Source organism: Mycobacterium sp. B14F4 (genome assembly GCF_039871645.1).
Classification (GTDB): Bacteria; Actinomycetota; Actinomycetes; order Mycobacteriales; family Mycobacteriaceae; genus Mycobacterium.
Genome location: NZ_JBDPMF010000001.1, coordinates 1 through 21,928 on the forward strand (window position 1 = coordinate 1; position 21,928 = coordinate 21,928).

Annotated in this window: 16 protein-coding genes and 1 pseudogene; 12 read left to right on the forward strand and 5 right to left on the reverse strand. The window is 65.8% G+C overall.

Annotated features, from left to right (window positions below; all coding sequences use genetic code 11):
• Together ABGB19_RS00005 and ABGB19_RS00010 are read right to left on the reverse strand one after the other, a co-directional pair.
• Positions 1–1,288 (reverse strand): Ig-like domain-containing protein (locus ABGB19_RS00005; RefSeq protein ID WP_347682725.1); only part of this gene is annotated, 1,288 nt, incomplete at its 3' end.
• Positions 1,289–2,232: 944 nt separating this feature from the next.
• Complete coding sequence (locus ABGB19_RS00010) at positions 2,233–6,603, reverse strand: beta-propeller fold lactonase family protein (protein ID WP_347682727.1); 4,371 nt, start codon at positions 6,601–6,603, stop codon at positions 2,233–2,235.
• A gap of 847 nt (positions 6,604–7,450) precedes the next feature.
• Here ABGB19_RS00010 and ABGB19_RS00015 point away from each other — a divergent pair.
• The 3 genes from ABGB19_RS00015 to manA are packed head-to-tail and all read left to right on the forward strand — an operon-like array spanning position 7,451 to position 11,156.
• Positions 7,451–8,836: a phosphomannomutase/phosphoglucomutase gene (locus ABGB19_RS00015; RefSeq protein ID WP_347682729.1), complete on the forward strand. Its 1,386-nt coding sequence runs from the start codon at positions 7,451–7,453 to the stop codon at positions 8,834–8,836.
• Positions 8,833–9,924 (forward strand): TobH protein, encoded by a 1,092-nt coding sequence (locus ABGB19_RS00020; RefSeq protein ID WP_347682731.1) that lies wholly within the window; start codon positions 8,833–8,835, stop codon positions 9,922–9,924. Before ABGB19_RS00015 ends, ABGB19_RS00020 begins: the two co-directional genes overlap by 4 nt.
• A gap of 5 nt (positions 9,925–9,929) precedes the next feature.
• Positions 9,930–11,156: a mannose-6-phosphate isomerase, class I gene (gene manA, locus ABGB19_RS00025; protein ID WP_347682732.1), complete on the forward strand. Its 1,227-nt coding sequence runs from the start codon at positions 9,930–9,932 to the stop codon at positions 11,154–11,156.
• 9 nt (positions 11,157–11,165) lie between these two features.
• Here manA and ABGB19_RS00030 read toward each other — a convergent pair whose 3' ends face one another.
• Positions 11,166–12,122, reverse strand: a complete 957-nt coding sequence (locus ABGB19_RS00030) for a DUF808 domain-containing protein (protein WP_347682734.1) — start codon at positions 12,120–12,122, stop codon at positions 11,166–11,168.
• Positions 12,123–12,216: 94 nt separating this feature from the next.
• On the reverse strand, positions 12,217–13,587 hold the full coding sequence (locus ABGB19_RS00035) for an oxidoreductase (protein WP_347682735.1): 1,371 nt from the start codon (positions 13,585–13,587) through the stop codon (positions 12,217–12,219).
• Between the two features lie 65 nt (positions 13,588–13,652).
• Here ABGB19_RS00035 and ABGB19_RS00040 point away from each other — a divergent pair, with 65 nt between their 5' ends.
• The 8 genes and pseudogenes from ABGB19_RS00040 to ahcY all read left to right on the forward strand — a co-directional run bounded on the left by ABGB19_RS00040 (position 13,653) and on the right by ahcY (position 20,747).
• A complete protein-coding gene (locus tag ABGB19_RS00040; protein WP_347682737.1) occupies positions 13,653–15,119 on the forward strand; it encodes an amino acid permease in 1,467 nt (488 codons plus the stop codon).
• Positions 15,120–15,364: 245 nt separating this feature from the next.
• Positions 15,365–16,552 carry an alkane 1-monooxygenase gene (locus tag ABGB19_RS00045; RefSeq protein ID WP_347684628.1) on the forward strand — a complete coding sequence of 396 codons (1,188 nt, stop codon included), beginning with the start codon at positions 15,365–15,367 and terminating at the stop codon, positions 16,550–16,552.
• A 41-nt stretch (positions 16,553–16,593) separates the two neighbouring features.
• Positions 16,594–16,752: pseudogene (locus tag ABGB19_RS00050) on the forward strand (rubredoxin); the annotation flags it as partial.
• 179 nt (positions 16,753–16,931) lie between these two features.
• Entirely contained in the window at positions 16,932–18,179 is a 1,248-nt protein-coding gene (locus tag ABGB19_RS00055; protein WP_347682738.1) for an alkane 1-monooxygenase, read from the forward strand.
• Complete coding sequence (locus ABGB19_RS00060; protein WP_347682739.1) at positions 18,176–18,349, forward strand: rubredoxin; 174 nt, start codon at positions 18,176–18,178, stop codon at positions 18,347–18,349. The genes ABGB19_RS00055 and ABGB19_RS00060 overlap by 4 nt, the downstream gene beginning before the upstream one ends.
• Positions 18,346–18,531: a rubredoxin gene (locus ABGB19_RS00065; RefSeq protein WP_347682741.1), complete on the forward strand. Its 186-nt coding sequence runs from the start codon at positions 18,346–18,348 to the stop codon at positions 18,529–18,531. Before ABGB19_RS00060 ends, ABGB19_RS00065 begins: the two co-directional genes overlap by 4 nt.
• Before the next feature lie 17 nt (positions 18,532–18,548).
• Positions 18,549–19,169 (forward strand): TetR family transcriptional regulator, encoded by a 621-nt coding sequence (locus tag ABGB19_RS00070; protein ID WP_347682742.1) that lies wholly within the window; start codon positions 18,549–18,551, stop codon positions 19,167–19,169.
• Positions 19,170–19,289: 120 nt separating this feature from the next.
• Positions 19,290–20,747, forward strand: a complete 1,458-nt coding sequence (ahcY, locus tag ABGB19_RS00075; protein WP_347682743.1) for an adenosylhomocysteinase — start codon at positions 19,290–19,292, stop codon at positions 20,745–20,747.
• Between the two features lie 58 nt (positions 20,748–20,805).
• Here the strand turns inward: ahcY and ABGB19_RS00080 are convergent, their stop codons facing one another.
• Complete coding sequence (locus ABGB19_RS00080; RefSeq protein ID WP_347682745.1) at positions 20,806–21,147, reverse strand: heme-binding protein; 342 nt, start codon at positions 21,145–21,147, stop codon at positions 20,806–20,808.
• 133 nt (positions 21,148–21,280) lie between these two features.
• Here ABGB19_RS00080 and ABGB19_RS00085 point away from each other — a divergent pair, with 133 nt between their 5' ends.
• Complete coding sequence (locus ABGB19_RS00085; RefSeq protein WP_347682746.1) at positions 21,281–21,913, forward strand: dTMP kinase; 633 nt, start codon at positions 21,281–21,283, stop codon at positions 21,911–21,913.
• Positions 21,914–21,928 lie beyond the last annotated feature (15 nt).

The following is a 21,928-nucleotide window of genomic DNA, read 5'->3' on the forward strand; positions in this document are numbered from 1 at the left end:
GCTGAGCGGCGAGCCGCGCCGCAACGGTCGGTGTATAGCTGAACGTCCCATCGGAATTGACCGTCACCGAACCACTCGCCGGCTGGGTGACGAGGGTGTAAGTCAATGTGTCGCCGTCGGCATCGGTTGCCGTCACCGCACCAGTCACGACGCCTGTGGACTGATCCGCCGCGCCCACAGTCGTGCCTTGAATCACGGGTTCGCTCAGTACAGCGGTGGCCAGCGCGGTCGCTGCAAACTGGTCGTCCAGACTCTCGCTGGTCAAGCGCTCGGCGACCAACGACGTGAGCTGCTCACCTTCTGCATTGGTCTGTTGACTCTGGCGACGCGCCCAACCCAACAATGCCAGCAACAGTGGCGACTCACCGGGCACGCTTGGACCAGGTACCGCGGTGCCCACCCACCCCATCATCGTCAGCACATTCGAAATGACCTGCGTCGCGACGCTCAGCGGCGCGAGCGGGCCGGTGAACGCGGGTCGGACAGCGGTCAGCTCAGAAGCGGGCGGCGCAAGCGATACCGAATCGAAATCGAGTCCACGGGCGTTGGACGACAACGTGCGATCGTCGGCCTCCGTGGTTGTGCCGACGACTGTCTGTGCATTGACACGGGTCGCGGTTGTCGGAGTATCGGGCCTGTTGTGAGTCGAGTTCGACGACTCCGTGCCGCTGCGCGTCGACCGCACTTTCGGTTCGGTTGACGGCTGATCCGTCGAGTCACTCGCCGGCTGCTCGATGGCCGGTGGCGTCGCTTCTTTTGTGTCGGAGTCGGGAATGGAGGTCGGCTGCGGTTGGTTCGTTACTGATTCAGTCGTCGGCGAAGGCAACGGCATGTTCGGTGTCGCCTCATGGCCGTCACTTAGTAGAGCGCCTCCAGAACTGCTGACGACAACCGGTGGCGAGTCCTGTTCGCCGACCGTCCGTGTCTGGGTCGTCGACCCTGCGCCGTATCCCGTCGTCACAGAAGTGTCGGAACTTGTTGACGGCGTGGCAGCAGGCCCACTTCCTGCCGCCGTCTCCTCCGCGACATCGGTGCCCTCGTCGTCGGCACCGTCGGCTGCGGTCGAGTCTGTGGTGGACGACGTCTCTGTTTGTGCGGGCGTGGCCAGCGCTACCCCTGGGACGGTCATCGCCGTGCCGATTCCGAGTGCTACGGCCAAGGCGCCGGTGCGACCGATGTACTTCGCGTATCGCGGTCGGATGGCGGGCCTCGGTGCCGCGAAAAAGGCGGCGTGCCTTGGACCTTCTACATGGCCGGGTTGGGTGACTGCGCTCATTTCTTCTTTCATCGCTGGCCCTCTTACGCGAAACAACGGAAAGTAGGGCGGCCCGGGCAACACGTCACGAGTGATGCACAGAAATGCCGCTCCTGCGTTTGCTGTGCTGTCTCGATGATAACGGAAGTTACGGTCTTGAAATGTTGCTTTCCGCAGCTAAGGAAAACCCATCAGCGAATAGACGCGATGGCAGAAGCTGCCTGCGGTTTTCAAGGCTCTTGCAACCCGCTTAGCAAAACTAGCGAACCGGTCCACTCCCGTTGGCCCTGCGGTGTCGTTTTAGGCAGCTCAGAAGCACTGCGACGGTGGTCCCGGCGGCGCTCCTGCCGCTTTAAACGGTCCGTTTCGTCCAGGGTCACATCGGTTTCGGCCGAGTACGAAACTGTTCCGAGCGGAATATTCCCCATAGCAACCGGGTGGTAGGTATCAGCTTTAATTGCTGCGTCACGAATGTCTGTTGGTGTAGCGGCTGACGGACGATTGCTATCGCTCATTACGGCGCAATAAATTGCTAGTTCTGCAGCGAGTCGTCGCGCGGCTACGGGAACAAGCAGGCTGACTCGGTGTGTGTCGCTCCCCGTCGGAGTACCTTAATTTGCTACCATCGCCAGTTTCGGTCGCGCTCCAATACTTGCATCCGGCTGCCGCTCCTCCGGTGGGGCTGGGCGTCGTGAAGTGGAGGCACTCTCGTGCGTCCTGCTGCCGAGCCCGACATTGCTGACCGACACTGCGGTGCAGAAGCGACGGCCGAACAGCCAATGCAAGCTGCGGTGGCTGGCGTAGACCGTCGATCAGGCGCGCATCGCCCGGCGTCCCGCTCAGCAGAGGAAGTCGGTTCCCCTAGCTCTGGATTGGTGGCCGCAGAGGATTAGCGATTGATCTGTCATCGGTGTTGGCGCTGTAGCGCGCGGGTCAGGCCAGCGAGACCCGTCGCGAGTCAGCGGACGCCAATGGTCCTAATCAATAGGCTCGTTGCCCACGGCGATGACTTGTACGGAAGCGCCGTCAACCGGCACCACCGCCCCTTCCGGGCCGTAAATCCCACTTTCAGAACCTGTGAAGGCGTCGTTGATCCATGCCGCGGTAATAGTCTGCACGGCCGCCGCATTCTCCGCGCTCGGTGCCGGGGAGCAGAACTGGACACCAGTTGCATCGGTCGATGCACCCTCGGCATCGAGATGTGTTCCACCCTGGATCATTACTCCGATGAACTGATCGGGTGCACCATTGACCACAGTGGTCGTGTGACCGCCCCAATTGTTGCAGTTGCAGGGCGGAGCCGCGATAAGCATGACCGGAACGGTGAGCCCGTCCAGTTTCGCCATTCCCGCAACACCGTCGCCGTCGTCGACCGAGTCGAAAAGGATGACGGCCTTGAGGTTGCTCGTCGCGCCGTCGTCGGCGAGGTACCCGGCGGCCGCGGCGACGAGGTTGCCGCCCGCCGAGTGGCCGGCCAGCACGAACTGTTGAGGCAGCGTTATCTGCTGTCCCGCGGCCGCACTTGCGCTGGCCGTCAGTTCGGCTCGTTCGCCCTGGAACATATCTGCAACGGCCTGTTCGATGGGCGCGTTGTAGATGTAATAGGGGTCGTAGTAATTCGACGAAATGTTGGGGGTGACAACGATGCTGTTGGTTCGGTCGGCGAGTTCATAGGCCAGCGCGGACAGGTTGGAGTTGGTGCGCGTGGACCCATGCTGCAGGTAAATCACGCCGACGGGTGGCTCCGACTTGTTCGGGAAGTACCACTTCGCACTGACTGCGTATCCGTTTCCGCCGGGAATGACGAGGGTCGACGTGCCCACTGTCACACCGGCATCGGCTGTGAGCGAGAGTGATCGTAGGGTCTTGTCGGAGGCGTCGGTGACGAAGACTCGAGTGCCGTCGGGACTGAGCGCCAATGTGTGCGCGCCCGATTCAGGGGCCGAGTCCACCTGTACCGTGCGCACCACAGCAGGAGTGGCCGAAGTCATGTCGAGCACGGAGATGGTGTCGTTGCTGTTGGCAATGTAGGCGACCGTGCCGTCCTTGCTGAAAATCACCGACGTGGGGGCCGTGCCGTTACCCAGTTGAACGGTTGAGAGAACCTGTGAACTGGCCGTGTCGATCACCGACACCGAGTTGCTGCTCTGGTTGGTCACCAGGGCTCGAGTCCCGTTGACGGCCACGGATGACGGGTACCCACCGACCGGGATGGTGGAGATGACAGTCGACGTAGTCGTATCGATGACGGACACGGTGTTGGCATTCCTGTTGTTGACATAGAGTCGGGTGCCGTCCAAAGCCGCGCCGTAGGGGAACGCGCCCACCCCGATAGTGGTGATCACCTTGCGGGTGGCCGTGTCGACCACCGAAACATTGTTGCCGCTGGCGTTGACGACATACAGTCTGGACCCGTCCGCACTGATCGCCGCGGCGACCGGTCCGGAACCCACTGAGATTGTCGCCGTCACCGTATTGGTGGACGTGTCGATGACCGACACGGTGTTCGACCACCCATTGGTCACATAGACCTTGGTCGCGTCGGGACTGGCCACCACGCCGGTCGGGCGATTACCCACCGTGATCGTTTTGATCAGGGTGCCGGTGGTGGTGTCGATCACCGACACGGTGCCCGAACCCTGATTGGCCACGTAAGCCTTGTCGCCAACTACGACGAGTCCCATCGGGGTGGTACCCGTGGTGGCCGACGAACTCGACATCCCGATGTTCCCAGGCAGCACGGCTACTGTCACCGTCGTCGTGATCGTCTCCTCGCCGTCAGTGACTGCCACGGTGAACATGGCGTAGTCGGTGCCAGGACTCTGGGCAGCGGTCAAGCGCGCGGAAGTGGTGGGCGTGAACGTGAAGGTACCGTCGGGGCCTAGATAGACGCTCCCGCTTGCGGGCTGCGGCCCCACCAGTGAGTAGGTCAGCGAATCACCGTCGGGGTCAGTCGCGTTCACCACGCCTGTGATCGCACCAGTGTCGGGATCCGGAGCCACTGTCGACACGTCGCCGATGACTGGAGCCTCGTTGGCGCCGGGTGTGGGCAGGATCGGGACGTTGAACGTGACCGAGGTGGTGTACTCACCGTCGGTCGCTGTCAGAGTGATGCTGGTCGAGTCCGTCCCCGGCGATTGAGCCGCGGCATCACGGGCGGCCTGGGTCGGCGTGAACGTATAAACTCCGCTCGAGTCGACCGTCACGGTCCCCGTGGCTGGCTGGTCTGGAACGTCATAGGTCAATCCATCACCGTCCGGGTCGCTGAAGTTCAGCGATCCGCTCACCGTTCCTGTCGCGATATCCTGCGACGTGGTCGAGGGGGTTCCCGCGACCGGGGGTCGATTCGGCACGGGACCCGACGGAGTGATGGCCGCGGTCACCGGAACTCCGGCAGTTGCGGTGCCGTCGGTGGCGGTGACGGTGAACGTGACGCTGTCGGGACCGCCTTGGGCGGCCAGGTCACGCGCCGCCTGAGTCGGGACAAAAGTGTAGGTGCCGGCCTGCCCGTTGATGCTGACCGTGCCGGTGCCGGGACTTGGTTGGGTGACGGTGTAGGACAGAGCATCTCCATCCGGATCGGTGAAATTCAGCGCGCCTGTGACCGCGCCGGTGACAGGATTCACCTCGATCACCGACGGTATGCCCGCGACTGGAGCCGTGTTGCCGCGCACCAGCGATACCGACCGCAGCGCCCGATCCGTGGTGTCCGCAACGAGCAATCTGGATTGAGTGCTGTCGAACGCGAGATACTGTGCGCCGGCCTCCGCGGCCGGATCCACCTGGATGGTTCGGACGACGAGCGGGGTGGCCGCGGTCATGTCGATAACCGACACGGTGTCGTTGCTCTTGGCCACATATGCCAGCGTGCCGTCCTTGCTTAGAAGGACCGACGTCGGCGCCGAACCCGAACCCATCGCGATCGTCGTCACCGGCCGGTTGGCCTGAGTCATATTGATCACCGACACCGAGTTGCCGTACTGATTGCCGACCACTACGTGACTGTTACTCGCCGTCACCGAGGTGGGATACGAGCCGACGTTGATTGTTTCAACGACCGTCGGCGTTCCGCTGGTCGAGATGACCGACACCGAATTGGCGTTTCTGTTCGTGACGTAAACCCGCGTTCCGTCCGGGCTGATCGCGATGCCGTAGGGTTGCGAGCCCACCGTGACCCTCGTGACCACCGCGCGTGTCGCGGTATTGATCACCGAGACGGTGTTGCTGTTCGTATTCGCCACATACAGACGCGAGCCGTCCCCGCTGATCGCCATACCGGTCGGGGCTGACCCGCCCACCGAAATCGTGGCCGTCACCGTGTTGGTGGCGGTGCTGATCACCGACACCGTATTCGACCACGAATTGCTGACATACACCTTCGTGCCGTCTGGACTTGCGACGACCGCGATCGGACGCGAACCGACCGCAATGGTCTTGACGAGCGTCGGCGTCGAGGTGCTCATGTCTATCACCGACACGGAGGACCCGCTCGCGTTGGCCACATAAGCCCGATTGCCGACCATTACCACGCTGGTCGGGTAATTTCCGGTCGTTCCGGCGGTTGCCGATACCGCGTACGTCATCGGCAGGACAGCCGCCGAGACCGTCGTCGTGGTGGTCATCTCACCGTCGGTGACTGCGACAGTGAATTCGGCGTAGTCCGCGCCCGAAGTCTGAGCGGCGGCCAACCGGGCGGCCTGGTTAGGAGTGAAGGTGAAGGCGCCGTTGGAGTCGACATCGACGGTCCCACCGGCAGGCTGATTGCCGGCTAGCGCATACGTCAACCCGTCGCCCTCGCCGTCCGTTGCGATCACAGCGCCCGCGACCACACCGGACTGGGGATCGGGCGCGCCGACCGCTACCTCTTCGATCACCGGCGCGGTGTTCTCCACGGCCGAACTTGTCATGGCCAGTTGAGCGGCCATATCCTCGTCGACCGTCTGACCGGTCGTCGTCGCCAGTCTCAATGCCGTGGTCTGGTCTTCCTCGGTGAGCTTTTCGCTTTCCTTGCGCGCCCAACCCAACATGGCCAGCAACAACGGTGACTCCCCTGGCGCGCCGGGAAGGGTGCTGGCGAAATAGCCGAGGCCGAGCATTCCGAGCACCCTCGTCACCATTGTCGCGGCGATCACCTGGGGGCTGGCGGACCCGCTCCCTTCGGCGACCTTGACGCCGAATGTTTCTGGGGCGGTTGTCGTTTCGGCCGACAAAGTCGCCGCTCCCAGAGGCATCATCAGCGTCTCGGTGGTGAACCCAGGTTCTGAGGCAGTGGATGCGCTGTTCACAGTCTCCGCCGTGACGCGCATGCTCTCGGGCGCATTTGCAGTTACTGCGCCGGTGCTCTGCAAGGCGGCCTCGTAGCTGGAGCTTTGCGACGGCGGATAGGAGGTTACGTCATCCCAGGGCTCAGATTTCTGACCGCTGTCGTCATCACCCTCGCCCGTAGGCTCGTTCGCGGCCGTTTCGTCGGTGCCCGTGCCCGAAGTATTGGCTCCCGACGACGGACTCGGGGTGGTGATCGAGCCGCCCGTGACCGTTGACGGTATCGGGTCTTCAGTCGGCGTAGTGCCCGGCGCGGACGTCGGCTCGGTTGAACCTACGGACGTCGTTTCGGAGCCCGTGATGCTGGGGTCGCCGGTTGACGTCGGCCCAGTCGTTGCAGTCGTGCCGGTGGTGCCCGTGGAGTTGGACGATGAAGCAGATCCACCGTCAGTCGAGTTCGTATCGCCGGGTTCGGCGAGAGCGCCGGTAGGACCACTCGCGATAGCCACCCCGACTCCCAACGCGACCGCCAAGGCACCTACACGTCCGACATGCGTGGCGTACCCCATACCGCCGTCCCCTTCTGCAACGAGAACTCACTCCGGTCGAGGGGCCAGACCAAAGGGCCGCGCAGCAACGCCCGAAACCAAAAGGGAATTTCCATCCCTTCGGCCACTCACCAAGTGAAATGACAACCCTTCGGAATCATAAACCATGACTTGTGGCAAAAGGAGGCTACAGGCTGATTCATGTCGGCCCCCCGGTACGGGAGGGTGAATTCGACGGACCTCCCCGCCGAATTCGCCTTGGCGGCTCTCACGATCGTGGATCGACGGTCGGAGTCACGTGCTGGTCTGTGTCGTGGTTGAATCCGTGCCGACCCGACTGACGGTTAGGCTGGCGCCAGCAGTAGTCCACATCACAAGGAGGTCTATGTCTCGGCCCGCCGCGGCTGTCCAGCGCGTCATCAAGGCTTATGACGTTCGCGGCCTGGTCGGAACGGAAATCGACGAGCAGTTCGTCGCCGACGTGGGCGGCGCGTTCGCCCGTCTGATGCGCGACACCGCCTCCCAGGTCGTGATCGGCTACGACATGCGGGAGAGTTCCCCGACGCTGGCCGCCGCCTTCGCCGAAGGCGTGATGGCCCAGGGGCTCGACGTGGTCCGGATCGGCCTGGCGTCGACCGATCAGCTGTACTTCGCCTCCGGGTTGTTCGACTGCCCCGGCGCGATGTTCACCGCGAGCCACAACCCGGCCGCCTACAACGGGATCAAACTGTGCCGCGCGGGGGCCAAGCCCGTCGGCAAGGACACCGGGCTGTCCACCATCAGCGACGAGGTGATCGCGGGCGTGCCCGCCCACGACGGTGCGCGCGGGTCGATCAGCGATCGCGACGTGCTGGCCGACTACGGAGAGTTCCTGCGGTCGCTGGTCAGCCTCGCCGGGCTGCGGCCGCTGAAGGTCGCCGTCGACGCGGGCAACGGCATGGCCGGCCACACCACGCCCGCGGTGCTCGGGCCCGTGCCGTCGATCACGCTGGCACCGCTGTACTTCGAGCTCGACGGCTCCTTTCCCCACCACGAGGCCAACCCGCTGGACCCCGGCAACCTTGTCGACCTGCAGGCACACGTGACCCAAACCGGCGCTGATATCGGGCTGGCCTTCGACGGCGATGCCGACCGGTGTTTCGTCGTCGACGAGAAGGGGCATCCGGTTTCGCCTTCGGCGGTGACCGCGCTGGTCGCCGCGCGGGAACTGGGCAGGGAGATCGGCGCAACGGTGATTCACAACCTGATCACCTCGCGAGCGGTACCGGAACTGGTGACCGAGCGAGGTGGCACGCCCGTGCGCAGCCGCGTCGGACACTCCTACATCAAGACGCTGATGGCCGACACCGGGGCCATCTTCGGCGGCGAGCACTCGGCGCACTACTACTTCCGTGACTTCTGGGGCGCCGACTCCGGCATGCTCGCCGCCCTTCACGTGCTGGCCGCGCTCGGCGAACAGGACCGGCCCCTGTCGGAGTTGATGGCCGACTACCAGCGCTACGAAGCCTCCGGCGAGATCAACTTCACCGTCACTGACGCCGAGGCGTGCGTCGACGACGTGCTCAAGTGGTTCGGTACTCGGATCCACTCCATCGATCACCTCGACGGCGTGACGATCGACCTGGGTGACGGCGTCTGGTTCAACCTGCGCCTTTCGAACACCGAACCGTTGCTGCGGCTCAACGTCGAGGCCCGCACCGCCGAAGAGGTCGACGAGATCGTCGGCCAGGTTGCGGCTCAGATTGCCTCGGAATCACAGGCGTCCACGTGAATGCCACCCAACAGGTGATCGACCTCGACGACGTGGAGGGGCTGCTCGCCGCCGACCGCAGGGGTTTGCTGCGCGCGGCGTCGATGGCCGGTGCGCAGGTGCGGGCCACCGCCGCCGCGCTCGACGAGGGCGAACTGGACTCGCTGCGCGCCGACCAGCCGCCGCGCACGCTGATCTGGGTGGCCGGCCGCGGCAACGCCGAGACCGCAGGCGCGTTGTTGGCCGCGGCGCTGGGCGCCTCGGTGGCGGCGCCGATCGTCGTCGCAGCCGAGGCGCCGCCGTGGATCGGCGCGCTGGACGTCGTTGTCGTCGCCGGTGACGACCCCGGCGATCCGGCGCTGGTCAACGCCGCGGCCACCGGTGTGCGGCGCGGTGCGCGGGTGGTCGTGATCGCGCCGCACGAAGGACCGCTGCGCGACGTCGCCGCGGGCCGGGCCGTCACGCTGGGCCCGCGGATGTGGGTGCCCGACGACTTCGGTCTGGTGCGTTACCTCGCCGCCGGACTGGCGACGCTGAGCGCAGTCGACCCGGGCATGGACTTCGATCTTGCGACGCTGGCCGACGACCTCGACGCCGAGGCGCTGCGCAACAGCGCCGGTCGCGAGCTGTTCACCAACCCGGCCAAGGCGCTGGCCGACCGCATGGCAGGCCGCGACGTCGTACTGGCCGGTGACACCGGTGCGACGCTGGCCATCGCCCGCCACGGCGCGGCCATCCTGTTGCGCATCGCCCATCAGGCGGTCGCCGCGGCCGGGCTGGCGGACGCGTTGGTCGCGCTGCACACGGGGATGGGCGCTGCGTCGCCCGCCGACCGCGCGCAGTCGATCTTTCACGACGACGAGATCGACGGGCCCTTGCCGCGAGGGGTCCGGACATTCGTGCTGACCACCGACGTCGATCGGCCGGTCGTCGTCGCCCGGGTGGCCGGACTGGACGACGTCGACGTGATAGACGCCCACGACGTGCCCGAGATGCCCGACGCCGCAGCGCCATCCGTCCCGGCCACCGGGCGTCCCGAACAGGAGCTGGCGTTGCTGGCCGTTCGGTTGGAGATGACGGCAGTGTACCTGCGACTGGTCCGAGGTTAAGACACGTGTACCTGCTGAGGGGAGCAGTCCGGACCTACGCCTGGGGGTCGCGGACCGCCATTGCGGAGTTCACCGGAAGACCAAGCCCCACAACGCATCCCGAAGCCGAGCTATGGTTCGGTGCGCATCCCGGCGACCCCGCGATGTTGAATACCGATGATGGCGAGCGGTCACTGCTCGAGGCGTTGCGCGACGATCCCGAGGGGCAGTTGGGTGCAACGGTGTGCGCCCGCTTCGGGGAGACGTTGCCGTTTCTGGTCAAGGTGCTCGCCGCCGACGAACCGCTGTCCTTGCAGGCGCACCCGAGCGCGGACCAGGCGGTCGAGGGATTCGAGCGCGAGAACAAGCTCGGTATCCCGGTGTCGGCGCCGACGCGCAATTATCGCGACCGCAGCCACAAGCCCGAATTGATCGTCGCCCTAGGCCAGTTCGAGGCGCTGGCGGGATTCCGGCCGGCCGGTCGCACGGTCGAGTTGATGCGCGCGCTTGCGGTCACCGATCTCGACCCGTTCGTCAACCTGCTCTCCGGTCAGTCCGACGCCGACGGCCTGCGGGCGCTGTTCACCACCTGGATCACCGCACCGCAACCCGACCTGGACGTGTTGGTGCCTGCGGTGATCGAGGGCGCCATCCAGTATGTGTGTTCGGGCAGAAGCGAATTCGCCGCGGAGGCCAAGACGGTGCTGGAACTGGGCGAACGCTATCCCGGCGACGCGGGGGTGTTGGCCTCGCTGCTGCTGAACCGGATCACCTTGAGCCCCGGCGAGGGCATCTACCTGCCGGCAGGCAACCTGCACGCCTACCTCAACGGGGTGGGCGTCGAGGTGATGGCCAACTCCGACAACGTGTTACGCGGCGGGTTGACCCCCAAGCACGTCGACGTCCCAGAACTGCTGCGCGTTCTGGACTTCACGCCTGCGACCGATGCCGTGGTGCGTCCGAGGGTCGCCGAGGACGGCATCGAGTCGGTGTACGACACCCCGGCGCCGGAGTTCGCGGTGTCGGTGCTGCACATCGACGGCGACCGGATCGGCCACGAGATCGACGCGCCGAGCAGGCACGACGGCCCGCAAATCCTGCTGTGCACCGAGGGTTCGACCGTGGTGCACGCCAAGGGCGGCACGGTCACCCTCGAGCGTGGATCGGCGGCGTGGGTGGCGGCCGACGACGGCCCGATCCGGCTGGCCGCGTCGTGCCCGACGAACCTGTTCCGCGCGACCGTGGGAATCTGAGCCGGCGGCTCAGTGGTGCGCGTCGCGCTTGCGGCGGCCGAACGGCAGCAGGTGCACGATCGTGACGACGACGGCGCCGACGATCAGGCCGATCACGGCCGACGCGGCGGTGTTCACCAGCCACGCCAGCACGCCGCCCACTCCGGGGACCGCGTGGTGCACGGCTTCCTCGAGGTGGTGCACGACGCCGTAAGGCAGGTGCCAGCCCAGTTCGTCGGATCCGATCAGCAGGATGTGGCCGCCGACCCACAGCATCGCGACCGTGCCGATCAGCGACAGGGCGGCCAGCAGCTTGGGCATACCCCTGACCAGCCCGCGGCCGACCTTTTGGGCGAACGCCGAGGAGCGCTGCGTCAGGGTCAGGCCGATGTCGTCCATCTTCACGATGCCGGCGACGACGCCGTACACCGCGATCGTGATTACGACCGCGACGACGGCGAGGATGATCAGTCGCGGCCAGAACGATTCGTCGGCGACCTCGTTCAGTGCGATCACCATGATCTCGGCGGACAGGATGAAGTCGGTGCGGATCGCCCCCGTCACCATGAACTTCTCGGCGTCCGGGCCCTCGACGGCGGCCGGCGCGGCATGGTCGTCGTGGCCGCCGTGCTTGCTGATGCGGCTCCACACCTTCTCGGCGCCCTCGAAGCACAGGTACGTCGCGCCCAGCATCAGCAGCGGGGTCAGCGCTTGCGGCAGGAACTGGCTGAGCAGCAGTGCGGCGGGCAGGATAAACAGCAGCTTGTTGCGCAGTGAGCCGATCGCGATGCGCTTGATGATCGGCAGTTCGCGCTCGGCCGCGATGCCGTGCACGTACTGCGGAGTGACCGCGGTGTCGTCGACGACCACGCCTGCGGCCTTGGCCGTCGCGCGTCCGGCCGCCGCCCCGATGTCGTCGACCGACGCGGCCGCCATCCGGGCCAGCACGGCAACGTCGTCGAGAAGCCCGAACAGACCCGCGCTCATCGCGTCCTCGTCAAATTCGCTCCTCGCGTGCGCGTCAAATTCGCTCCTCGCGTGCGCGGCGTCATGGTGCCGAAATTACCCGCTAGCCGCTGTTTCACGCTGACTGAGGCACGGCGACCGGTTGCTTGGCGGCCCGCTTCTCGGCCAGCCACAACCGCATGTTGTGGCGGACGGTGCGGCCGACCAACCGCGGCGAGGGCACCATGTAGAGGCTGTCGAGCAGGCTGAACCGGCGCAGGAACCATTCGGCGAGAACGGGATCGGTTTCGGCGGCGCCGAGGAACTGGTCGAAGAGCCCGCCCACGGGCTTGTACCACCACGGCGTCGGGCCGGTGGCGCGGTGCAGCGTCAGGTCCCCGATCGCGTTCATCATCCACACCGGGAAGGTCGATTTGGCCGTCGCACGGATGGTCTCGCGGACCACGTCGGCGCCGGGCGTCGCCAGCGCCCGCCGGAGGTGACCGGCTTGCAGCGACGTCATTGTCATGCCCTGCCCGAAGGTGGGGTTGAAGCTCACCACGGCGTCGCCGAACGGAAGGATGCCCGCCGGGAAGCGGTCCATCTTGTCGAACCGCCGCCACCGGCTGGTCGGGTATTTGTGAAACGCGATCTCGCCGAGGGGCGTGCCCTGCCGCAGGGCCGACGACACATGGGCGGGCACGATCTCATCGGCAAGGTCGCACATCTGCGCGAAGGTCTGCGGCGGCTCGACCCTGCCGACGCCGAATGTCGTGACGTTCCAGATTCCGTCCTCGTACAACAGCATGCCGAGGCCGAGCGGCTGTGCGTCGGACGCGCCGGCCACCACGACCTTCTCGGCGAGCAGCCCGTCGGGGATCTGCACGCGCTGGCTCGAGTAGCCGATGCCGACGTTGACGCCGTCCTCGCGTGGCCGCCCGTAGCCCCATTTATCCAGCCACACCGGAAGTCGGGTGCCGCGGCCCGTCGCGTCCACGACCAGGTCGCCCGTGACCGTCTCGCCGGTGTCGAGCAGCACTCCGGTCACGCGCTGCCGCGCCGCGTCGTAGACGGGTTCGTCGACCCCGGCCTGCACCACGTCGACGTTGTCGATGGCCAGTACGCGGCGCCGGATCTGCCATTCCAGCTGGGGGCGGCTGGGCACGTAGGCGGTGAACTCGTCCTGCAGCCGGTGCGCGGTGCCCAGCACATGGCCGGCGGCGCCGAAGTGGATGCAGTCGGGCCGGTTTTCCAGGATCGGGACGCCGTCGGCGACCATGCCGTCGAGCAGGCCGGGGAAGTGGCTCTCGAACTCCTCGGCCCCGCGCGCCATCAGCAGGTGCACGTGACGTCCCTGCGGAACCGCGGCCCGGTTGGCCGGACCGTCGGGCAGCTCGTCGCGCTCGTAGACCGTCACGCGATCGGTGACGTCGGAAAGCACCCGGGCCGCGCACAAGCCCGCGAGGCTGCCGCCGATCACTACCGCGTGTTTATAAGTCCGCCCCATCGGGTGCACAGTACTAGCTACATTCTTGTCTCGGGCCCGCCACGGCCCCTACGGGAGGACGCGTCATGGCTCGGCGCACGAAGTCGGTGGAGCAGTCGATCGCGGACACCGACGAACCGGACACCCGGTTACGCAAGGACCTGACGTGGTGGGACCTCACCGTGTTCGGCGTCTCGGTCGTGATCGGCGCCGGTATCTTCACGATCACCGCGTCGACAGCGGGCAACCTGACCGGGCCGGCCATCTCGATCTCGTTCGTGCTCGCCGCGATCACGTGCGGGCTGGCGGCGCTGTGCTACGCCGAGTTCGCCTCGACGGTCCCGGTGGCCGGCAGCGCCTACACGTTCTCGTACGCGACGTTCGGCGAGTTCGTGGCCTGGATCATCGGCTGGGACCTGATCCTCGAGTTCGCCGTCGCCGCGGCCGTGGTGGCCAAGGGCTGGTCGAGCTATCTCGGTGAGGTATTCGAATTCGGCGGCGGCACAGCCCAATTGGGACCTCTCGCCCTGGACTGGGGCGCGCTGCTGATCATCGCGTTCGTCACGGCGATCCTCGCCTGGGGCACCAAGCTGTCGGCGGGGGTCAGCCTGGCGATCACGGCGGTCAAGGTTGGGGTCGTGCTGCTCGTGGTCATCGTCGGGGCCTTCTACATCAACGCCGCCAACTACTCGCCGTTCATCCCGCCGGGCGAACCCGCGGAGGCCGGCGGCGGCGGCACCGAGCAGTCGCTGTTCTCGCTGCTGACCGGCGCCGACGGCAGCAACTACGGCTGGTACGGCCTGCTGGCGGGCGCCTCGATCGTGTTCTTCGCCTTCATCGGCTTCGACATCGTCGCCACCACCGCCGAGGAGACCAAGAACCCGCAACGCGACGTCTCGCGCGGCATCCTGGCCTCGCTGGCGATCGTGACCGTCCTCTATATCGCGGTCGCCGTGGTGCTCACGGGCATGGTCCGCTACACGGAACTGCGCGACGCGGGGGAGCGCGCGAACCTCGCCACGGCGTTCGCCGCCAACGGCGTCGACTGGGCCGCCAAGGTCATCTCGATCGGTGCGCTCGCCGGCCTGACGACCGTGGTGATCGTGCTGGTGCTCGGGCAGACGCGGGTGTTGTTCGCGATGTCCCGCGATGGCCTGCTGCCGCGGCCGCTGGCCAAGACCGGCCGCCACGGCACCCCGGTGCGGATCACGCTGATCGTCGGCGCGCTGGTGGCGGTGACGGCCTCGGTGTTCCCGATCGACAAGCTGGAGGAGATGGTCAACATCGGCACGCTGTTCGCGTTCGTGTTGGTGTCCGCGGGGGTGATCGTGTTGCGCCGTATGCGGCCCGATCTCGAGCGGGGCTTCCGTGCACCGGGCGTGCCGTGGCTGCCGATCGCGTCGATCGTGGCCTGCGTGTGGCTGATGCTCAACCTCACCGCGCTGACGTGGATCCGGTTCCTGATCTGGATGGCGATCGGCGTGGCGCTCTACTTCCTCTACGGCCGCAGGCACTCGATCGTGGGCCGCCGCCAAGCCGCTGAGGTCCGCTAGCCGCTCCCTCGGGCGCGAGCGCTCAGCCTTGTACGACTTTGAGGCCAAAAACCGTACAAGGGTGTGCGCTCGCGGCCCCGGCGCTCTTTACAAAGAAGCCATATTTGTCTAGACAAACGACAGATCGCCTCCTATAGTCAAGAGAAATCGGTGATGGCACTCACATCAGGAGGCACGCAGTGACCACGCAGCTGTCCGAACTCGAGGTCGCCCAGTGGCGCGACAAGAAGCGCTACCTCTGGCTGATGGGCTTGATCGCGCCGACGGCGCTGTTCGTCATGCTCCCGCTGGTCTGGGCGTTCAACCAGTGGGGCTGGCACGTCGCGGCACAGGTTCCGTTCTGGATCGGCCCCATCCTGCTCTACATCCTGCTGCCCGCCCTAGACCTGAAGTTCGGGCCGGACGGGCAGAACCCGCCCGACGAGGTGATGGAGCGGCTGGAGAACGACAAGTACTACCGCTACTGCACCTACATCTACATTCCGTTCCAGTACGCCAGCGTGATCCTCGGCGCTTACCTGTTCACCGCCAGTGACTTGAGCTGGCTGGGCTTCGACGGCGGACTGGGGTGGCCGGCCAAGATCGGCCTGGCGCTCTCGGTCGGCGTTCTCGGCGGCGTCGGCATCAACACCGCGCACGAGATGGGGCACAAGAAGGACTCGCTGGAGCGGTGGCTGAGCAAGATCACCCTGGCGCAGACCTGCTACGGCCATTTCTACATCGAGCACAACCGCGGCCACCATGTCCGGGTCGCGACTCCAGAGGATCCGGCGTCGGCGCGTTTCGGCGAGACGTTCTGGGAGTTCTTGCCGCGCAGCGTTTTCGGAAGCTTGCGCTCGGCGTGGGAGCTGGACGCCAAACGGCTGCAGCGGGCCGGCAAGAGCCCGTGGCACTGGTCCAACGACGTACTCAACGCCTGGGCGATGTCGGTGGTGCTCTACGGCATGCTGATCGCGGTCTTCGGCCTTGGGCTCATCCCGTTCATCGTGATCTCGGCGGTGTTCGGCTTCACCCTGCTGGAGACGGTCAACTACCTCGAGCACTACGGGCTGCTGCGGCAGAAGCTGGACAGCGGCCGCTACGAGCGGTGCGCCCAGGTGCACAGCTGGAACTCCGACCACATCGTGACCAACCTGTTCCTGTACCACCTGCAGCGGCACAGCGACCACCACGCCAACCCCACCCGGCGGTACCAAACGCTGCGCAGCATGACGGGTGCGCCGAACCTGCCCAGCGGCTACGCGACGATGATCGGGCTGACGTACTTCCCGCCGTTGTGGCGCCGCCTGATGGACCACCGCGTGCTCGAGCACTACGACGGCGACATCACCCGGGTGAACATCCACCCGCGGGTGCGCGACAAGGTGCTCGCCCGCTACGAGGCTGGTGCCCAATCGGTTGACTCTGCGTCAGGGCCTAGAACCGCAAAGTGATTGGCGCCCTCAGCACACGAGTCGACGCGGGAAGGAGTCAAATTGCCCGACTATTGTTCATTTGCATCTAGTGCGGCTTCGAATACGCCGAAGGCAAAGGTTGGCCCCCGAACGGCATCGCCCCGGCACGCGCTGGGACAACACTTACCGCCGATGAATGCTACCCGGATTGCGGAGCGGCGAAGTCGGACTTCGAAATCGGATATGTGGTCGACACCACCCATATGCAGATAGGCGCCCGCTGGTCGTTCGCGACTGCGCGACGTAAGTCGTTCGTTACGCGAAGGTTATTTTACAAATACCAAGATCTGTCTAGACGAGGTACAAACTGAAAACTACAGTCAAAAACGTCGGGTGACGGCACTCACATGGGAGGGATTTGGTGACTGCGCAGCTTTCCGACGTCGAGCTCACGCGATGGCGAGACAAGAAGCGTTACCTCTGGTTGATGGGTCTGATTGCCCCGACGGCATTGTTTCTGATGATCCCGGTGGTGGTGGGCCTGAATCGCCTGGGATGGCACGCCGCAGCGCAGGTGCCGTTTTGGATCGGTCCGATCCTGGTGTACGTCCTCTTGCCGATGCTTGACCTGCGGTTCGGGCCTGACGGGCAGAACCCGCCCGACGAGGTGATGGAGCGGCTGGAGAACGACCGGTATTACCGCTACTGCACGTACATTTACATCCCGTTCCAGTACGCCAGCGTGGTGTCGGGGGCGTACCTGTTCACCGCGTCGGATCTGGGTTGGCTCGGGTTCGAAGGCGCGTTGAGCTGGCCTGCCAAGGTCGGGCTGGCGCTATCGGTCGGGGTGCTCGGCGGGGTCGGCATCAACACCGCGCATGAACTCGGCCACAAGAAGGATTCGCTGGAACGCTGGTTGTCCAAGATCACGTTGGCGCAGACCTGCTACGGCCACTTCTATATTGAGCACAATCGTGGCCACCACGTCCGGGTGGCCACTCCGGAGGACCCGGCGTCGGCCCGCTTCGGCGAGACGATCTGGGAATTCCTGCCGCGCAGCGTCTGGGGGAGTCTGCGCTCGGCATGGCACATCGAGGCTCAGCGGATGCGTCGGCTCGGACGGAACCCATTCCATATCAGCAACGATGTGCTCAACGCATGGCTGATGTCTTTGGCGTTGTGGGCGGTCCTGATTGGAGTGTTCGGTCCGGCCCTGATCCCGTTCGTGATCGTCCAGGCGGTCTTCGGGTTCTCTCTGCTGGAAGCAGTCAACTACCTCGAGCACTATGGGCTACTCCGGCAGAGAACCGAAAATGGCCGATACGAGCGGTGCACGCCCGAACATAGCTGGAACTCGGACCATCTGGTCACCAACCTGTTCCTGTATCACCTGCAGCGGCACAGCGACCACCATGCCAACCCGACACGCCGTTACCAGACCCTGCGCAGTGTGGACGGGGCGCCGAACCTGCCCGCTGGATACGCGTCGATGATCGCACTGACGTACGTGCCGGCTGTATGGCGCCGAGTGATGGATCATCGAGTGCTCGAGCACTACAACGGTGACGTCACCCGGGTGAATTTGCATCCGCGAGTGCGGGACAAGATGCTCGGGAAATACGGCTACGGCTGTGGGCCTTCGCGGGAGGGCGGAGCCGCAGCATGACCGCCTACCGATGCCCTGTCTGTGACTATGTCTATGACGAAGCGAAAGGCGCTGCGCGAGAGGGCTTCCCGCCGGGAACGCCGTGGAGTCAGGTTCCCGACGATTGGTGCTGCCCGGACTGTGCAGTACGAGAGAAGGTCGACTTCGAAGAACTAGGGGTCAGGCAATGAGCGAGCCGTATCGGCTGTTCGTCTGTTTGCAATGCGGATTCGAATACGACGAGGCCAAGGGTTGGCCGGAGGACGGCATCGCGCCCGGGACGCGCTGGGATGACATTCCCGACGACTGGAGTTGCCCGGACTGCGGCGCCGCCAAATCGGATTTCGAGATGGTGGAGGTCGCGCGGCCGTGACCGCTAGTGTCGCGCGCGTGACCGGCCCGCGGGTTCGGCGAGTCCCGTACGCCGAGGCGTCGCGGACCCTGCTGCGCGACTCGATCCTCGACGGCATGCGCGAACTGCTGCTCACCCGCGACTGGTCGGCCATCACGCTGTCGCACGTGGCCACGGCCGCGGGCATCAGCCGCCAGACCATCTACAACGAGTTCGGCTCCCGCCAGGGCCTGGCCCAGGCGTACGCGCTGAGACTGGCCGACCGCCTCGTCGACCAGATCGACGACGCGATCGACGGCCACGTCGGCGATGTCTACGCGGCCTTCAAGCACGGCTTCCGCGATTTCTTCACCGAGACCGCCGCCGACCCGCTGGTGATGTCGCTGCTGACCGGCGACATCAAACCCGACCTTTTGCAGCTCATCACCACCGACAGCGCACCGATCATCACGCACTGCAGCCAGCGGCTCACCACCACGTTCGTCGAGAGCTGGGTCAAGGCCAGCGAAGAGGACGCAGGAGTGCTCGCCAGGGCCATCGTCCGGCTGGCGATGAGCTACGTGTCGATGCCGCCCGAGGCCGACCATGACGTGGCGCGTGACCTGGCCAGATTGATGACGCCGTTCGCCGAACGCTACGGTGTCATGGACACTTCCTAGCTGTCAGAGCGCTTCGAGCGCCTGTCCCGCGAGCCCGCAGGCTAGGGGTTTCGCACGGATGTCGCCTCGGCGCGCGTCTGTGCGCTCTCGTAGACAATGACGAACGAAGAAGGGCTCTTCATGACTGAGTTGAAGGCTGACACGCTCAACGGCATCGACTTCAAGGTGGCCGACCTGTCCCTGGCCGACTTCGGCCGCAAGGAGATTCGCCTCGCCGAGCACGAGATGCCGGGCCTGATGGCGCTGCGCCGCGAATACCACGACGTGCAACCGCTCAAGGGCGCGCGCATCTCGGGTTCGCTGCACATGACCGTGCAGACCGCGGTGCTGATCGAGACGCTGACGAGCCTCGGTGCTGAGGTTCGATGGGCAAGCTGCAACATCTTCTCCACCCAGGACCACGCGGCCGCGGCCATAGTCGTCGGCCCCAACGGCACCGTCGATGAGCCGGCGGGCACCCCGGTGTTCGCCTGGAAGGGCGAGACGCTCGAGGAGTACTGGTGGGCCGCCGAGCAGATGCTCACTTGGGAGGGCGAGCCGGCGAACATGATCCTCGACGACGGCGGGGACGCCACCATGATGGTGCTGCGCGGCGCGCAGTACGAGAGGCAGGGTGTGGTTCCGCCCGCCGAGGAGGACGATTCGGCGGAGTGGAAGGTGTTCCTGGGCGTGCTGCGGGAGCGCTTCGAGTCCGACAAGACCAAGTGGACGAAGATCGCAGAGGCGGTCAAGGGCGTCACCGAGGAGACCACGACCGGCGTGCTGCGGCTCTACCAGTTCGAGGCCGCGGGTGAACTGCCCTTCCCGGCGATCAACGTCAACGACTCGGTCACCAAGAGCAAGTTCGACAACAAGTACGGCACCCGGCACTCGCTGATCGACGGCATCAACCGCGGTACCGACGTGCTGATCGGCGGCAAGAAGGTGCTGATCTGCGGCTACGGCGACGTCGGCAAGGGCTGCGCGGAATCGCTCGCGGGACAGGGTGCCCGGGTGGCGGTCACCGAGATCGACCCGATCAACGCGCTGCAGGCGCTGATGGACGGCTTCGACGTGGTGACTGTGGAGCAGGGCATCGCCCAGGCCGACATCGTCATCACCTCGACGGGCAACAAGGACATCATCACCCTCGAGCACATGCGGGCGATGAAGGACCAGGCGATCCTCGGCAACATCGGCCACTTCGACAACGAGATCGACATGGCCGCCCTGGAGCGTTCGGGCGCCAAGAAGCTCAACATCAAGCCGCAGGTCGACCAGTGGATCTTCGACGACGGCAAGTCGATCATCGTGCTGAGCGAAGGCCGGCTGCTGAACCTGGGCAACGCGACGGGTCACCCGTCGTTCGTGATGAGCAACAGCTTCTCCAACCAGGTGATCGCGCAGATCGAGCTGTGGACCAAGAACGACGAGTACGACAACGCGGTGTACCGGTTGGCCAAGCACCTCGATGAGAAGGTGGCGCGCATCCACGTGGAAGCGCTCGGCGGCACGCTGACCAAGCTCACCAAGGAGCAGGCGGAGTACATCGGCGTCGACGTCGAGGGCCCGTACAAGCCGGAGCACTACCGGTACTGATTTGTTGCAGGAAGCCCCCGGCCGCACGTCGCACCGTGTGCCGGGGGCTTCCGTCATATCAGGGTGCGTCAGCCCCGCCGCAGTGGTTCTTGAGATCCATCAGCGGCTGCCGGATGCCGGTCATCTCGGCGTTCTCCTGCGGATGAGATGCCATGTAGCCCTTCACCTTTTCGGCCACCTGCTCGCGGGACAGACCCTGCAGCGTGCCCATGAAGGTGTTCAGGTCCGGATGGGTGAACAGGTAGGCCGACGTGGACGCGTCGACTCCGGCACGTACGCCTTCGAGATCGGCCGACGTGCAGTTCGGCGGTTCCGCGCCGGCGAGCGGGGACAGGGTGAGCAGCGCGGCCGCGGTGGCGCCGACGGCCACCGCGAGCCTGCGTGCGGTGGGATTGAGCATCGATGACCTCCTAGTCGGGGCGGTGTGGTTCCAGTCTCGGTGCCCTGCCGGCCAAGCGCCGCACCTCCCAAGGACTCGCACAGGAACCCGGCAGGCGTCGTGCAGCCAGTCGGCCGCGGATACGCTGCGGTGCGTGCTCATCGCGATCGAAGGCGTCGACGGCGCAGGCAAGCGCACGCTCACCGATGGCCTTCGGGCGGCCTTCGAGGCGAGCAAGCTGTCCGTCGTGAGCCTCGCCTTCCCGCGCTACACGCGATCGATCACCGCCGACCTCGCTGCCGAGGCGCTGCACGGTGAGCACGGCGACCTCGCGTCGAGTGTCAACGCCATGGCGGTGCTGTTCGCCCTCGACCGCGCAGCCGCCAAGGACGAGATCGACGAGCTCAGCGCCGGCCACGACGTCGTCATCCTCGACCGCTACGTCGCCTCCAACGCCGCATACAGCGCCGCGCGGCTGCACCAGGGCGCCGACGGCCCGATCGTCGACTGGGTGAGTGACCTCGAATACGGCCGGCTGGAACTGCCGCGGCCGGACTGGCAGATCCTGCTCGCGGTGCCGACCGAACTGGCCGCCGAACGTGCCGAGCACCGCGCCCGCCACGAGGCCGACCGCGCCAAGGACGCGTACGAGCGTGACGACGGCCTGCAGCGGCGTACCTCGGAGGTGTACGCCGGGCTGGCCGCGGCCGGGTGGTACGGACGGTGGAAGCTCGCCGGACCCGACGTCGACCCGGCGGCACTCGCCGCGGAATTGGCCGACGGCTAGTGTGCGCCCAGATCG